This is a genomic window from Nocardia araoensis NBRC 100135 (assembly GCF_000308435.1).
Classification (GTDB): Bacteria; Actinomycetota; Actinomycetes; order Mycobacteriales; family Mycobacteriaceae; genus Nocardia; species Nocardia araoensis.
In genome coordinates, this window is sequence record NZ_BAFR01000122.1 from 18,645 (window position 1) to 32,910 (window position 14,266).

At 69.6% G+C, this 14,266-nt stretch carries 12 protein-coding genes; 1 reads left to right on the forward strand and 11 read right to left on the reverse strand.

Features of this window, described 5'->3' with window-relative positions; all coding sequences use genetic code 11:
- Nucleotides 1-48 precede the first annotated feature (48 nt).
- The 8 genes from ON21_RS15745 to ON21_RS15780 form a co-directional block, all read right to left on the reverse strand.
- Nucleotides 49-1,077 (reverse strand): methyltransferase, encoded by a 1,029-nt coding sequence (locus tag ON21_RS15745; RefSeq protein ID WP_039798722.1) that lies wholly within the window; start codon nucleotides 1,075-1,077, stop codon nucleotides 49-51.
- A gap of 50 nt (nucleotides 1,078-1,127) precedes the next feature.
- Nucleotides 1,128-2,897: a sensor histidine kinase gene (locus ON21_RS15750; RefSeq protein ID WP_083880649.1), complete on the reverse strand. Its 1,770-nt coding sequence runs from the start codon at nucleotides 2,895-2,897 to the stop codon at nucleotides 1,128-1,130.
- A 69-nt stretch (nucleotides 2,898-2,966) separates the two neighbouring features.
- Nucleotides 2,967-3,623: a response regulator gene (locus ON21_RS15755; protein ID WP_039798724.1), complete on the reverse strand. Its 657-nt coding sequence runs from the start codon at nucleotides 3,621-3,623 to the stop codon at nucleotides 2,967-2,969.
- Between the two features lie 197 nt (nucleotides 3,624-3,820).
- Nucleotides 3,821-4,477 carry a DUF2267 domain-containing protein gene (locus tag ON21_RS15760; RefSeq protein WP_039798725.1) on the reverse strand — a complete coding sequence of 219 codons (657 nt, stop codon included), beginning with the start codon at nucleotides 4,475-4,477 and terminating at the stop codon, nucleotides 3,821-3,823.
- Between the two features lie 231 nt (nucleotides 4,478-4,708).
- The gene (locus ON21_RS37150; RefSeq protein WP_051020845.1) at nucleotides 4,709-5,593 is read right to left on the reverse strand and encodes a DUF302 domain-containing protein; all 885 of its coding nucleotides are present in this window, start codon (nucleotides 5,591-5,593) and stop codon (nucleotides 4,709-4,711) included.
- A 70-nt stretch (nucleotides 5,594-5,663) separates the two neighbouring features.
- Nucleotides 5,664-6,674 carry an Acg family FMN-binding oxidoreductase gene (locus ON21_RS15770; protein ID WP_051020846.1) on the reverse strand — a complete coding sequence of 337 codons (1,011 nt, stop codon included), beginning with the start codon at nucleotides 6,672-6,674 and terminating at the stop codon, nucleotides 5,664-5,666.
- Nucleotides 6,675-6,798: 124 nt separating this feature from the next.
- Entirely contained in the window at nucleotides 6,799-7,065 is a 267-nt protein-coding gene (locus ON21_RS15775) for a hypothetical protein (protein WP_157170846.1), read from the reverse strand.
- A gap of 87 nt (nucleotides 7,066-7,152) precedes the next feature.
- Entirely contained in the window at nucleotides 7,153-8,148 is a 996-nt protein-coding gene (locus ON21_RS15780; protein ID WP_039798729.1) for an Acg family FMN-binding oxidoreductase, read from the reverse strand.
- A 141-nt stretch (nucleotides 8,149-8,289) separates the two neighbouring features.
- Here ON21_RS15780 and otsB point away from each other — a divergent pair, with 141 nt between their 5' ends.
- Nucleotides 8,290-12,306, forward strand: a complete 4,017-nt coding sequence (gene otsB, locus ON21_RS15785) for a trehalose-phosphatase (protein WP_281032669.1) — start codon at nucleotides 8,290-8,292, stop codon at nucleotides 12,304-12,306.
- Here otsB and ON21_RS15790 read toward each other — a convergent pair.
- From ON21_RS15790 to ON21_RS15795, 3 genes are all read right to left on the reverse strand, one after another.
- Nucleotides 12,273-12,854 carry a flavodoxin family protein gene (locus ON21_RS15790; RefSeq protein WP_083880651.1) on the reverse strand — a complete coding sequence of 194 codons (582 nt, stop codon included), beginning with the start codon at nucleotides 12,852-12,854 and terminating at the stop codon, nucleotides 12,273-12,275. The two genes, otsB and ON21_RS15790, sit on opposite strands and share 34 nt — an antisense overlap.
- A 124-nt stretch (nucleotides 12,855-12,978) precedes the next feature.
- Nucleotides 12,979-13,119 carry a hypothetical protein gene (locus ON21_RS38430; RefSeq protein WP_157170847.1) on the reverse strand — a complete coding sequence of 47 codons (141 nt, stop codon included), beginning with the start codon at nucleotides 13,117-13,119 and terminating at the stop codon, nucleotides 12,979-12,981.
- The gene (locus ON21_RS15795; protein ID WP_051020847.1) at nucleotides 13,116-14,000 is read right to left on the reverse strand and encodes an MBL fold metallo-hydrolase; all 885 of its coding nucleotides are present in this window, start codon (nucleotides 13,998-14,000) and stop codon (nucleotides 13,116-13,118) included. Before ON21_RS15795 ends, ON21_RS38430 begins: the two co-directional genes overlap by 4 nt.
- Between the last annotated feature and the right edge of the window lie 266 nt (nucleotides 14,001-14,266).

The window sequence follows — 14,266 nt, forward strand, 5'->3', positions numbered from 1 at the left end:
GACATTCCCGGACAGTGAACCGTCGCGAGGCGATCGGCGCGGGAATCGTCACTCGGGTTTTGCTGGATCAGCAAGACGCAACTCGACGATCGAGCGGGAACCGGCCGGAACGACCGAGCCGACCCGTAGGCGGGCCGACTCGGCGATCTCGCGCAACCGGTCCAGGGTGCGTTCCCGGCCGCCGACGTAGCACAGCATCCGCAGGTCTCCTTCGGTGTCGGGTGGGCCGCCGTCGGCATCGCCGATGTGGTCCACGACGAGCACCCTTCCCTGCTCCGCGACCGCGCCGGCACAGCGTCGCAGGATTCGGACAGCGGCCTCGTCGTCCCAGTCGTGCAGCACACCCGAGAGCAGATAGCCGCCGGCTCCGGCGGGAAGGGGATCGAAGAAGCTGCCGACCCGCGCGTCGGCCCGGTGGTCGAGGCCCGCCGAGCGAATGGCCTGCCGTGCACGAGCGACCGGGCCGGCCAGGTCGAGCACCGTCCCGCGCAGTTCGCCGTGGGCGCGCAGAAGGGCGATGAGCAAGCTGGCATCGCCCCCGCCGACGTCGACGATGTGACCGAGTGCGCCCCAGGCGTAGGCGTCGGCCACCGCAGGGGCATCTGCCGCCAGCCGGGCGCCCATCAGAGCGTCGAACGACGCTCCCAGCACAGGATCGGCGGACAGGTCGTCCCAGAACGTCCGGCCGAACTGACGCGGAAAGGCGGGCTCACCGGTGCGGACGGTGTGCAACAGCTGGACGAGGCACAGATCCGCGCGCCCGATGGCACCCTCCAGATCGATCCAGCGTCGTACTCCGTCCGGATGATCGTCGCGGAGGCGCTCACCCAACGCCGTCAGCCCGTAGCCGCCGGAGCCCGCACGAGCGAGCACACCGGCGGTCACCAGGTGGTCCAGCAGACGCCCCAGCGCGTCGCGATCCGCGTCCACCGCCGCGGCCAGCGCCTCGCTCGTCTGCCTGCCTGCGGCGACGTGATCGGCCAGCCGCAATGTCGCCGCCACGCGGATGGCCATCGGCGTCACGAGGTCGGCGGCTGCCCACAGCGCCCCACCCCATTCGGTCGGCTCCTCGGACATGGCCCTCCTCGCTCGTCGGCTCCGGCGCGCCCAGCACATGACTCCAACGGTCAGCGCAGCGGCACCTGCCAGCACAACCGGGCGCCCGCGGTACGTCCGTCCGGCCCGTTGGCGGCCGTGATCGTGAAGGTACCCGCCGATTCTTCGGCCCGCCGGGCCAGATTGGACAGACCGCGCGGAGTGACATCGGTGGGCACGCCGCAGCCGTCGTCCTCGATGACGATGGTCAGGTCGTCGGCGACGGTGATCTCGACCGAGACGGTGTCGGCTCCGGAGTGCCGGACGGCGTTGCTGACCGCTTCCCGCACCACGGCTTCGGCGTGATCGGCCAGTTCGGGGTCGATCACCGAGAGCGGGCCGCTGATGCGCACGGAGGTGCGGATGCCGCTGGGGGCGGCCTGCTGGCGGATCGCTTCCTCGATGCGTTGCCGCACCCGCGCGCTGTCGCCGGTGCCGCCGTGCAGGTCGAAAATCGAGGTGCGGATTTCCTGGACGACGTCTTGCAGGTCGTTGATGGCCTCGCTGATGCGCTCGCGGACTTCGGGAACGCGGGTGCGGGGAACGGTGCCCTGCAGGCTCAGCCCGACGGCGAACAGTCGCTGGATGACGTGGTCGTGCAGGTCGCGTGCGATGCGGTCGCGGTCGGAGAGGATGTCCAGTTCCCGCATGCGCCGTTGCGCGTCGGCCAGTTGCATCGCCAGCGCCGCCTGGTCGGTGAAGGCGGCCGTCAACGCGAGGGTCTCGTTGCTGTAGGGCGCCGATTCCACCGCCCGCAGCGCGACCAGCACGCCGACCGTGGTGTCGGAGGTCTGCATGGGCAGCACGAGCGCGGGCCCGGCATCGGGGAAGATCTTGCCGAGATCCGCGCGGCGAGCGTCGTCCACCTGCTGGGGGGAACGCAGTCGGAACGCCTGGCCGATGGTGCTGTCTCCCAACGGCAACTTGATCAGCCGCTGGTCGTGCGTGGCGCCCGCGGTGTGTGTGATCAGAAGCTCGGTGATCTCCTCGGGCGACCCCTCGGAGTCCGGGACGACCGCCAGGTAGGTCCGTTCGGAGCCGGTGAGCCGGTGTGTGGCTTCGACGAGGTGGGTCAGGACCTGGTCCGGAGCGGTGCCTGCGAGGAATTCGGTGGCGATGTCGCGGGTGGCTTCGATCCAGGCTTGGCGGGTGCGGGCGGACTCGTAGAGGTGGGCGTTGTCGATGGCGATTCCGGCCGCGGCGGCCAGGGCTCGCACGATGACTTCGTCGTCTTCGGTGAAGGGCTGGCCGCCTGCCTTCTCGGTGAGATAGAGGTTGCCGAATACTTCGTCGCGTATGCGGACGGGCACGCCGAGGAAAGTGCGCATCGGGGGGTGGTGGGCGGGGAATCCGACCGAGGAGGGGTGGTCGGCGAGGTTGTCCAGGCGGATCGGTTTGGGTTGGCTGAACAGCAGGCCGAGTACGCCGTGGCCTTGGGGAAGGTCGCCGATCAGCTCGCGGGTGGGTTGGTCGATGCCTTCGTAGATGAATTGGGTGAGTTGCTGATCGTGGCCGCGGACGCCGAGTGCGCCGTAGCGGGCGTCGACCAGGGAGATGGCGGTGTGCACGATGGTGCGCAGGGTGCGGTTGAGGTCGAGGCCGGAGGTGACGGTGAGCATGGCCTCGACGAGGCCGTCCATGCGGTCGCGGGCGTCGATGATCTGTTCGATGCGGTCCTTGACCTCGCCGAGCAATTCGCGCAGCCGCAGTTGCGAAAGCGTATCGCGCACCGAATAGGTTTCGGCCGACGCGTAATCAGTCGAATTCGCCCCTGGAACGCCGTCAGCGCGGCTTCTCGCCATGGATCAAGACTATTTCACCCGGTTCCGGAAATGAACGCCGCCGCCCGGCGGAAATGGACCCGGCACCGGTCAGAAGTCGATGGTGGAGCCGGACGGCCGGGACCGGAGTTTGGAGGCGTAGACCGCGGCCTGGGTGCGTCGTTCCAGGCCGAGCTTGGCCAGCAGGCGGGATACATAGTTCTTCACCGTCTTCTCGGCGAGAAACATCCGCTGAGCGATCTGGCGGTTGGTCAGGCCTTCGCCGAGCAGGTCGAGCAGTTTGCGTTCCTGATCGGTGAGTCCGGCCAGAGGACCGTCGTGGTGGGTGTCGGCGCGCAGCCGTTGCATCAACGCGGCGGCGGCGCGGTTGTCGAGCAGTGAGCGCCCCGCGCCGACTTCCTTGATGGCTTTGGCCAGCTCCATGCCCTTGATGTCCTTGACGACGTAGCCGCTGGCTCCGGCGAGGATCGCGTCCAGCATCGCCTGTTCGTCGGTGAACGAGGTGAGGATCAGGCAGCGCAGATCGTCGAGCTTGGACAGCAGGTCGCGGCAGAGCTCGATACCGTTGCCGTCGGGCAGGCGCACGTCGAGGACGGCGACGTCCGGCCGGAGTGCGGGGATGCGGGCGAGGGCTTGGGCGACATCGCCTGCTTCGCCGATCACCGAGAGCTCCGGGTCGCCGGAGAGCAGGTCGGCGAGGCCGCGGCGGACGATCTCATGGTCGTCCACCAGAAACACCGTGATCATCGAGTGTCCAATCCGGGAGTGGCGGGTGGGACCGACACTACGCATCGGGCAGGCTGCTCGGTACGGACCAAAGTCCCTTCCTGCCTGGCCTAGCCGTTTGCCGCGCAAGTATATCGCTCTCGGCGCGACGCGACGCGCCGGAGAAAATGTTCGCTTACGACGGAGCCGTGCGCGGTTGGACCGGCGCCCGGCCGCGATCAGGTCGGCGCCTCCGAGCGGGTGAGTCCTTCGGCGATGAGGATCCGGTGGGCTTGCTGCGCGGCGGAAACCTGCGCGCTGTCGGGCGCTGCGCCACCGGAGAGTTCTTCCATGCTGCGGGCGAGCACCGCCACGGCGTCGGTGAGCGCCCGTAGCCTGCCGTCCAATTCGTCGAGACGAGACGATTCGGGTCGCGCGACCGGTGTCGCCGTGTCCTGCAGGGTGCCCGCGAGCTCGGCGCCACGCAGGACGGCTCGCAGATCTTCCGGCAGCAACGCGAACACGTGATCGAGCTGGCCGGGCGAGAACAAGTCGGCCAGCGCGTCGGTCACCGCGCCCGCGAGGGCGTAGGCCTCGTCCCGGGAGACGCCCGCTTCCCGCGCGAACTGATCGAGGAAGGAGGGCACATCGTGGGGGAAGGGAACGTGTGCGGGCACCCAGCCCTCGTAGAAGATCCCGCGCAGGAGTTCGGGCAGCTGGGCGCTCAGGTGCGCGGCCGCGTTGACGCCGATGCGGTCACGCACCGTGTGCAGCCAGGCACGCAGTGCGCGGTGCGCGAATGCCCGGTCTTCGGTGGCGAGTTCGTCGGTCAGCGTGCGCAGCCACTCGTGCGCGGTGTGCACCGCGGGTGCGAGGGGGTCGCGGTGGTAGCTCATGACGTGTGCCTTTCACGGGTGAATCGTGGTTGATCGTGCCTAGGGGGACCGGGTGCCGAGCTGGAGCGGCGGTCCGCGCGAAGATCGCCCTGCCGAGGACCGCCCGGTGGCGTCTTCCGGCTCCATATCGACGAGACTGCTCGCCCGAGCCGGGACCGGTGAGAGGACTCGTACCCGCACTGACGGGACCATGGTCACCCCGAATGCCGGATCACCGTGGAGGCGATCGGATCACGTTCGCGCGGGTGCCGAGTCACGCAGGCCGGCCAAGGCGCCGGCGAGCCGCCGTCGCAGTTCGCCCGCGACGGACCGCAGCCCCGGCTCGGCGGTGACGCACACCAGCAGTTCCGGATCGGCGACCTCGACCTGTGTGCCGGTGTCGGTGGAGCGCACCACGACACCGCACGAGAACATCGCCCCGGCGTGGCGGTCGGCCAGCAGGGCCCGGTAGGTCAGCCGGGGGTCGCAGACGCCCAGCATCAGGTAGTTCTCGATTTGTTCGCCGATGCTCTCGCGCAGGGTGGCCTGCAGGTCGACTTCGGCGACCACCGTCAGTCCCGCCTCCCGCAAGGTATCCCTGGTCCTGCGCACCGTCTCGTCGAAGGGCACGTCGAGATGCACCGCGACGGTGGCGGCGGGGGCGACCGGCAACCGGATCTCGGTGAGCAGACGCCGAGCGTCGGTGACCTCGTCCGGGCCGATGAGGTAGGCCTCGGTGGGCGGACCGATCGGTCGATAGCCGCTGTCGCGCAGCCATTCCCGCAGCGCCCGGTATGCCGCGCCGAGCTCGCGGTAGCTGCCGCGGTGACAGGTGCGAGCGACCAGAGTGCCGGGCAGGACGACTACTCGCGCGCCGGAACTGGGCCCCAGATTGGGGGCAGGCTCCACCGCGACGCCGAATTCCACCGCGGCCGCTTCGCCTTCGGGCGTGTCGTCGGGGAATGTGATCGTCGGCGCGCCGCTGGCGACCAAACCGGCCCGCTGCACGATCCGGGTCACTTCCCGCATTCCCTCGGCGATGTCCTCGCCGAGCAGGCCCGGATCGGGACGGAGCAGGCGTGCCATCCGCAGCACCGTTTCCGGTGCCGACTCGACCAGGGCGATCCGGTATTCCACCGCGTCCTCCTCGATTCGTTCGGTGCCATGGGCGCGGGCCGCCGCCCTTCGGGTGTCGATGACCGCGGGTTCAGCGGGAGCCGGTGACAGTGAAGACGTCCGTCACCGGTCGCCGGGGAGTCGGCGGGACCATATCGGCGTCGTCGGTGGGCGCGGTGCCGACTCGCAGCAGCACCTGGGGTGCCGCCGGACGGGGAACCAGGCCTGCGAGCAGTCCTCGGGTCGTCGGCAGTTCGGTGACATGGGTGAGCGCACAGGTCGCCAGGCCCGCGGTGGTGCATTCCAGCAGCACCGCCGACAAAGCCTCGCCCGCGTGCAGCCACCGCGTCACCGAATCCCCTTCGGTGCTGAGCACCACCAGACGCGCGCGATCGTCGAGCCGGGCCCGGCGCGTCGAATGCGGAGCCGGGGGGAAAGCGCGCCCGACGCCGACCCGAGCGAATTCCGCGTCGGAGGCCAGCGCGGAGGTCGGCACGCCCTCGAGCGCCTCCGAATGTCCGGCCCACCATTCCAATTCGGTCTGATAGAGCAGGTCTTGCCGCCGGAGAGCGCCGACCTGCTCCGAGGCGGCGGCGAGCCGGGGACGGGCGGTGTCGTCCAAGACGTCGAGTTCCACCTCGTGCGGGGAGGTGAGCATCCGCAGCCGCGGCAGGAGGTCGGCGAAGCCCTGCGGTTCGGTCATCGGCAACCGGTCGGTGCGGCGCCGGTCGATGACGCGTGCTCGGGTATGGATCCCCTCGGGCGGGTCCGTCCACTGCCGGAACTCGATCACCGCGAGATGGCCGGGGCGCTGGCGGTCCGGCACCCGCACCGTGTCGGTGTGCCAGCCCTGGTCGGCGAAGACGGTGCGCGCGTGATGCAGTACGGCTCCGCAGCTGATCACCAGCTGGCGGCCGTGCGGGTCGGTCGACGGCAGCAGCCGGTCGGCGTCGGTGTAGAGGTGCAGGCGGGTTCCGTCGAACACCCACCGCCACGGCTGGGTGTTGTGCACCGAAGGCGCCCGGGTGGCCAGCCGCAGCGCGGCGAGGATCACCCGATGGTCGGGTACCGAGCGGGTGGGTGCTTCGTCGTTCGCGGTCATGATTCGAGTGTCCGCACGAAGGTCTGGGGCGAATACGGGCGTTCCGCCCGCGACGCAGGGTCCTTGGTCACCGTCGCCGACTGAGCGTGCCGGTCCGGCGCGCGGGGACGTTCCGCGTGGCGTCCTAGTCGTCGGTGTCCGCCACCCGGGCACGCAAGAGCGTCACGCCCCACCACAACAGCCGCAGCGCCAGACCGGCGTAGATCAACACGGCGAGGTACACCAGCCCCGCGCCGTAGTCGCGGGCCCAATCGGGCAGTAACACCACGAGCGCCACCAGCATCCCGACCAGCATGGTCGACGCGATCACCACCGCGGGAACCGCCAGCGGCACGGCGTCCAGGTCCGGTGCTCCGCCGGGTGGGCGTCCAGGTATATGACGGGGTGACATAGCACACAGCTTGCTCGGGCGGCGGGTGCGGCGGGAGGGTACTGCTGCCCGTAGCGCGGGGGCCAACGTCCCGAGACGGGTGTGGCCTCAGTCCACCTCGCCCTCCGGACCGGACAAATCGAGGATCTCCGAGAGCGGGCGGCGCGGCGTCTGCGGAGGCTCCGGCGCGGAATCGGGCGCCGAGCCGACCCGGACCAGCACCTGCGGCAAGCCGAAACCGTCGGTCAGCGTGCGGACCAGCGCACGGCTCTGCGGGACCTCGGTCAGGTGGGTCAGAGGGCAGGTCGCGTAGCCCGCGAGGGTGCACTCGAGCAGCACCGTGGACAGCACCTCACCGCAGTGCACCACGTCGTCGGGGCTGTCGCTGTCGGTGGACAGGACGAGGATCACCGAATGGTCGTCGGCGACCTCACCGCGCCGGTCACCGGCGACGGTAGGGAACTTGCGGCCCACGCTCACCCGCTGCCGTTCCTGCTCGGAGATCAACGCCTCCTTGGGTACGCCCGCGTCGGCGACGACATGCCCTGTCCACCACTGCAATTCGGCATGGTAATCCGGGTCGTAGCGGCGCAGGGACGCGGTCATCTCGGAGGCGCGGGCCAACGTGGGGCGGCTGTCGTCGTGCAGCACGTTCAGCGTGGCGTCGGTGGGGTCGAACGTGCTGCGCAACACGGTTTCGAAATCGGACCATCCTGGCGGCGCCGCGAACGGCAGCCGGTCGGTGTGCCTGCGCAGGATGGCGTCGGCGCGGGCGCGGTCGCCGTCGGTCACGAAATGTGCCCGATGGAACGTGATCGTGGCCAGATGATTGCGCCGATTCGGGTTGGGGAAGTGAGCCACGAGGGTGCGCCAACCGGCAGCGGACATGGCCGCGCGGAGATGTCCCAGCGCGACACCACAGCTGATCAGCATCTGACGCCCGGCGGTGTCGGTCGCCGGGAGCCGGCGTTCGGGCACGGCGAACAGCCGCAGCGCTTGGCCGTCGAACGTCCAGTGCCAGGGCTGGCTGTTGTGCAGCGACGGCGCCCGGCCGGCGAGGAGGACGGCCTTCTCGATGGTTTCTCCGGTGGGTAGCTCGTTCATAGGGCCGACGGTAGGTCTCCCACGCCGATGGGAAAACAGTCGTTGGTCCCGGATCTCGCCGCTGGTGGCCCTCACGTCAGGCGATTGTTGCGGACTTTCGTCCCTGGACGGGATCCCGGCGGCTCGGTCAGGCTTGGAGTCGTGGGCAACGGTGTGCAGGCGACGCCTCGGATCGATTCGCGCCGCCACGACGCGGTGATCTTCGATATGGACGGGGTGGTGACCGACAGCGCGTCGATGCACGCCGCGGCGTGGGCGGAATTGTTCGACGACTTCCTCACCCGGCGCCCCGCCGGCGCCGGCCAGGACCGGTCGCCGTTCACCGAAACCGACTACCTCCGCTTCGTCGACGGCAAACCGCGCTATCGAGGCGTGGCGGACTTCCTCACGGCACGAGGTATCGCGTTGCCCTGGGGCAGTGCCGCCGACCCGGAGACGGCCGAAACCGTCTGCGGGCTCGGGAACCGGAAGGATCGCCTGTTCCGCGAGCGCGTCGCGCGGGACGGTGTCCGGGCGTTTCCGTCGACCGCCGACCTCGTTCGCCGTCTGAACGCCGCGGGCATCGGCACCGGCGTCTTCACCGCCAGCCGGCACTGCGCGCAGGTGCTCACGGCCGCCGGTGTCGCTGACCTGTTCACCGTACGGGTCGACGGGAACGATGCCGAGGAATTGCGCCTGCCGGGAAAACCCGATCCGGCGATGCTCGTCGAGACCGCGCGCAGACTCGGGGCCGAACCGGATCGGACGGTTGTCGTCGAGGACGCCGAGGCGGGCGTCGCGGCCGGTCGCGGCGGGGGCTTCGCGCTGGTCGTCGGAGTCGACCGGCAGGCGAAGCCGGATCGGTTGCTGGCGCGCGGAGCCGATGTCGTCGTCGACGACCTCGCCCGGGTGGGGTTGCGCGGGGGATTCCGGCGGATGTCGGAGATTCCGGAAGTCAGGTCGGGCTGGCCGCAGATCGCCGATCGTCTGCGCAGGGAGAAGCCCGCGGTGCTGCTCGACTTCGACGGCACCGTAGCCGAGATCGTCGCCGATCCGTCCGCCGCCGAACCGGTGGCAGGCGTGGCGGCGGCATTGCGGAAGCTGGCCGCTCAATGCCCGGTCGCGGTGGTCAGCGGCCGTGATCTCGCCGATCTGCGCGCCCGCGTCGGTGTCGCCGGAATCTGGTACGCGGGCAGTCACGGCTTCGATCTGGTGGCCCCGGACGGTACCGCGCACGTGCACGATGCCGCGCCCGGCGCCGAGCAGGCGCTCACCGCGGCGGCCGGCGAACTGCGGAGTCGCCTGCGGGAGGTCACCGGGGTCCTGGTGGAGCACAAGCGCTTCGCGGTCGCCGTCCACTACCGCAACGTCAGGGCGGAAGACGTCGGGGGAGTGGTCGCCGCGGTGCACGAGTCCGGGCACACCGCGGGGTTGCGGGTCACCCACGGCCGCCGCGTCGCCGAACTGCGTCCGGATGTGGACTGGGACAAGGGCGCCGCGGTGCGGTGGATTCTCGACCATCTGACCGAGCCGGTGTTTCCGATCTACCTCGGCGACGACCTCACCGACGAAGACGCCTTCGATGCCGTCGGATCCGATGGGCTCGCCGTCGTCGTGCGCCACGACGAGACCGGTGACAGGCACACCGCCGCCCGGTACGCGGTGGACGGGCCGCACCGGGTTCGCGACTTCCTCGATCGGCTGGCCCGTCGGCTGCGGACCGAAACCGTCGCCGCCGCGCCGGAGTCGTGGACACTCGGCTTCGACGGATACGACCCGGGCCGGGAAAAGCTGCGCGAGTCGCTGTGCACGGTCGGCAACGGCTATTTCGCCACTCGCGGCGCGGCGCCGGAATGCGCGGCGGGAGCGGTGCACTACCCGGGCACTTATGTGGGCGGGGTGTACAACCGGCTCTCCGACATGATCGCCGGGCACGTGGTCGACAACGAGAGTCTGGTCAATCTGCCCAATTGGCTCCCGCTCACCTTCCGCATCGAACAGGGCGACTGGTTCGACATCGATACGGCGGACCTGCTGGACTACCGGCAGCAGCTCGATCTGCGCCGTGCCGAACTCGTGCGGCGATTCCGCTTTCGTGACGCCTCCGGGCGGATCACGGCGGTGACGCAACGCCGGTTCGTCGCCATGCACAGCCCGCACTCGGGCGCCATGGCGACGACGATCACCGCAGAGAACTGGTCGGGTGCGGTGACCGTTCGCTCGGCGATCGACGGATCGGTGCGCAATCAGCTGGTGCAGCGGTACCGGGACCTGTCCGACGCCCACCTGGTGACCGAGCGTGCCGTCCACCTGTCCGCGGGATCGGTTCTACTCGCGGCACGGACCCGCGTCTCGGGAACACCGGTGGCCGTCGCGACGCGCAGCAGTCTGCGTCGCGGCCTGGAGCCGATCGACTCGGTCTGCGCGGCGATCCACGAAGGCGGCCTGATCGGGCACGATTTCACCGTTTCGGTCACCGCGGGGGACGCGGTGACCGTGGAGAAGATCGTCGCCGTGTTCACCGGACGTGATCCGGCCGCGGCGGGCCCCGACGAGGAAGCCGCGCGCTGGATCGACGCTTTCGACAGCTACGCGGATCTGTTCGAGGGACACGCCGTGGCGTGGGAGCATCTGTGGGCACGGCTGGGCATCGACTTGGACGGTGCGCGGGACGCTACGCGAATCGTGCGCCTGCACCAGTTGCACTTGGCGCAGACGCTCTCTGCGAACACCACGCACATGGATGTCGGCGTGCCCGCGCGTGGCCTGCACGGTGAGGCCTATCGCGGTCACGTGTTCTGGGACGAGTTGTTCGTCTTCCCCGTGCTGAATCCGCGCTTTCCCGACCTGACCCGATCTCTGCTCCGGTACCGCTATCGCCGCCTGCCCGAGGCAAGGCGGGCCGCCGCGGAAGCGGGGCTGGCCGGTGCGATGTTCCCGTGGCAGTCCGGCAGCGACGGCCGGGAAGAAAGCCAGCGGTTGCACCTGAATCCGCTGTCGGGGCGGTGGAATCCGGATCCCAGTCGCCGCGCGCACCACATCGGGCTCGCTATCGGCTACAACGTCTGGCAGTACTACCAGGCCACCGGCGACCTGGAGTTCCTCGTCGGATGCGGCGCGGAGCTGCTGGTGGAGATCGCTCGCTTCTGGTCGAGCCTGGCCGGCTACGACGCCGTGCGCGACCGCTACGCCATCCGTGGCGTGATCGGCCCCGACGAGTTCCATTCCGGCTATCCGGACGCGCCGCAGGCCGGTATCGACAACAACGCCTACAGCAATGTGATGGCGGCGTGGGTGATCCTGCGGGCGACCGAGGCTCTCGCCCTACTCGCCCCGCGCGAACGGTCGGAGTTGCTGGAGAAGCTGTCGGTGCGACCGTCGGAAGCGGAACACTGGACCGTGGTGGCCCGGCGGATGTACGTCCCGTTCCACGACGGCGTCATCAGCCAGTTCGAGGGCTACGAGCGACTGGCCGAACTCGATTGGGACCACTACCGTCGGCGATACGGCAACATCCAGCGGCTGGACCGTCTGCTCGAGGCCGAGGGCGACGACGTCAACCGCTATCGGGCCGCGAAACAAGCCGATGTCCTGATGCTGTTCTATCTGCTGTCGGCCGACGAACTTCGCGAACTGCTCGGCGATCTCGGATACGAACTGCCCGGCGAGATGATTCCGCGGACCATCGACTACTACTTGTCGCGCACATCGCACGGCTCGACACTGAGCGCGCTGGTGCATTCCTGGGTGCTCGCGCGGGCCAACCGGGATCGTGTCGTGGAGTTCTTCGATCTGGTGCTCGGCTCCGACGTCGCCGACATCCAGGGTGGCACCACCGCGGAGGGCATTCACCTCGCCGCGATGGCGGGCAGCGTCGACCTGCTGCAACGCTGCTTCACCGGTATGGAACTGCGCCGCGACCGCCTGGTGTTCTGCCCGTATTGGCCCGAGTCGCTGGGCGCTTTGTCATTCCCGATGATCTATCGCGGCCATCGGCTGACCGTGCGCGTCACCGGCGAAGGCGTCGAGATCAGCTCCGATTCCGGCGCGTCGGCGCCGATCGAGGTCACCTGCCGGGACCAGACCGCCCGGCTCGAGGCCGGAGCGACGATCCGGCTACCGATGAACTCGGCAGCAGCGCCGGATCAGCCCGAACTGCCCCATTGTTCGAGTCGTTGATCGCGTTCATCGTTGCGGCGTCGGCAATCCGGGTGCGAGATCCGGTCGAGTTCGGTGTGGGCGATGCGCTCGGCCCACGCACGGGCGCGTTCCAGCTCCCCTGGACCGAGCGGGCCGGTCGTGTCTTCGAGGAGGAAATCCATCGGGTCGTCGGCGAGGGCGTAGCCCAAACGCCGCAGTCGTCTCCCGATGCCGCGGGCAGCCGATCCTGGCAGCCACGACTGACCGGCCGGCTTGGTGCCGAATGCCACGGCGGCGTGCCCCCGCGCAACGGGCAATGCCGCTTCGAGCCATTCCCGGACACCGATGTCGGCGATCGGCGCGTCGGTTCGCTTGGCGGCGTCGCGGCGGGAACGCCTGCGGCTGAGCCCGAAGGTGTGGGTGGGGCCGCCGACCACGAGCAACTGCACCTTCGGAGCAGGCACTTCGGCGGCCGCGGCCACATGCAGGACTTCCACGTCGGCGTGCTCGCGCAGTCCTTCGGCGATGGCTTCCGCGACCGCCGCGGTGTTGCCGAACATCGATTCATAGACGATTCGTGCACGCATGGCCGGCTCCTCTGCACCGCCGGGTAGCACGACGTTACGCGGCGCGCATGCGCCCGCACAGAGTCGAACCGACCTCTACCGGGGGACCTTAGCCCCGTCCTCCACGTCCGCCTGGCGGGCTCGGCTATCCCCGGCCCGTCTCGACGCGACGTTTGTCCAGCTCCAGACCCATCAGTGCGCCACCGCCGGCCGCGGCGAGCTTCTCGCCCGCTGTTCGAGCGCCGCCGCGCAGCAGCGCGCCGCCTCCAAGCTGCTCCGTGGTCATCGATGCGCCCATCTTTTCGCCGCGGTGTGGTCGTGGGCTGGGATGACTTCGATACCCGCGGGCAGACGGTGCAGGCGGTGGATCGCGGCGAAGGCGGCGGAGCGATCGTGGTCGACGAGAAGTCCTGGCAGCGGGGGCTTCTCGCGCAGCAGCCGGATCTGCTCGCGGCGCCAGACGGCGTCGCCCGCCAACAGCACGGTGCCACCGTCCTGTATCGCGAGAACGAGCCCGATGCTGCCCGGGGTGTGGCCGGAGAGATCGACCGCCAGGACCGAACCGTCGCCGAAAAGGTCGTGGCTGCGCGAGAAGGTGAGAACAGGAGGACCGTCGAGGTCGAAAGACGGCATCGGGCGCGAGCCGAGCGACTCGGCGACTGCCATAGGGGCCGTCTCGGGGTTCGTCGCCCAGTTCAACTCGGCCGTGGTCACCCGCAGCGCGAGGTCTGCCGGTAGGTCGAGCAGTCCGGCCACGTGGTCCCAGTGGATGTGCGTCGCGATCGCGAAGTCGAGCGCATCGACCGGGAACGCGGACAACGCGAGCGAATCGGCAAGGCCGACAAGCGGTTTGCGTGGAGCGACGAGATCGCGATACGGGCGGCGCAGCTGCGGCACGACCCGGGAGTGTACGTCGGCGCACATCGCCGGATCGACGACGAAACGGGCCTGCGGGTGTTCGACCAGAAAACTGGTCATCGCGGTCGCTACCGCGGGCGGCCGCAACACTCCTTCGATCACTCCGTAGGCCGGAGCGGGGCGTACACCATGGACGAGCGAGGTCAGCCGGACCCTGGCGCGCGCCGGGGGCAGTCCCGCGTCGGCGAGCGTCCCGAGCAACTCCGTGTCGCGACGTCGCGGTTGCCAGGTGCGCCACGGCATCGACATGCCGGCGGCGCAACACGACCACCACGTCCCGGCAGTGCCGGTCCGCGCAGTCAACGGTCCCGCTGATGGCAGATCCACACCGGCCCCTTCCAGCCCCGGCCGCGGCGCAGCCGACGAACAGCCTTCTCAGGCGAACCATGATGTCAACTCGGATTCCGATAGTCGATCAGCGGTCGCCCTGGCGCGCCTTCCGTTGCAGATCCCGCTGGTGCTCGCCACACGAAAGGTGGAACGACAGCGGAGCGGCAGGGCTGAGGGCCACATCG

Excerpts from the sequence above, each read along its gene's own strand:
- ON21_RS15745 (WP_039798722.1), bottom strand. The coding sequence starts at position 1,077 with ATGTCCGAGGAGCCGACCGAATGGGGTGGGGCGCTGTGGGCAGCCGCC.
- ON21_RS15750 (WP_083880649.1), bottom strand. The coding sequence starts at position 2,897 with ATGGCGAGAAGCCGCGCTGACGGCGTTCCAGGGGCGAATTCGACTGAT.
- ON21_RS15755 (WP_039798724.1), bottom strand. The coding sequence starts at position 3,623 with ATGATCACGGTGTTTCTGGTGGACGACCATGAGATCGTCCGCCGCGGC.
- ON21_RS15760 (WP_039798725.1), bottom strand. The coding sequence starts at position 4,477 with ATGAGCTACCACCGCGACCCCCTCGCACCCGCGGTGCACACCGCGCAC.
- ON21_RS15770 (WP_051020846.1), bottom strand. The coding sequence starts at position 6,674 with ATGACCGCGAACGACGAAGCACCCACCCGCTCGGTACCCGACCATCGG.
- ON21_RS15775 (WP_157170846.1), bottom strand. The coding sequence starts at position 7,065 with ATGTCACCCCGTCATATACCTGGACGCCCACCCGGCGGAGCACCGGAC.
- ON21_RS15780 (WP_039798729.1), bottom strand. The coding sequence starts at position 8,148 with ATGAACGAGCTACCCACCGGAGAAACCATCGAGAAGGCCGTCCTCCTC.
- ON21_RS15790 (WP_083880651.1), bottom strand. The coding sequence starts at position 12,854 with ATGCGTGCACGAATCGTCTATGAATCGATGTTCGGCAACACCGCGGCG.
- ON21_RS38430 (WP_157170847.1), bottom strand. The coding sequence starts at position 13,119 with ATGACCACGGAGCAGCTTGGAGGCGGCGCGCTGCTGCGCGGCGGCGCT.
- ON21_RS15795 (WP_051020847.1), bottom strand. The coding sequence starts at position 14,000 with ATGTCGATGCCGTGGCGCACCTGGCAACCGCGACGTCGCGACACGGAG.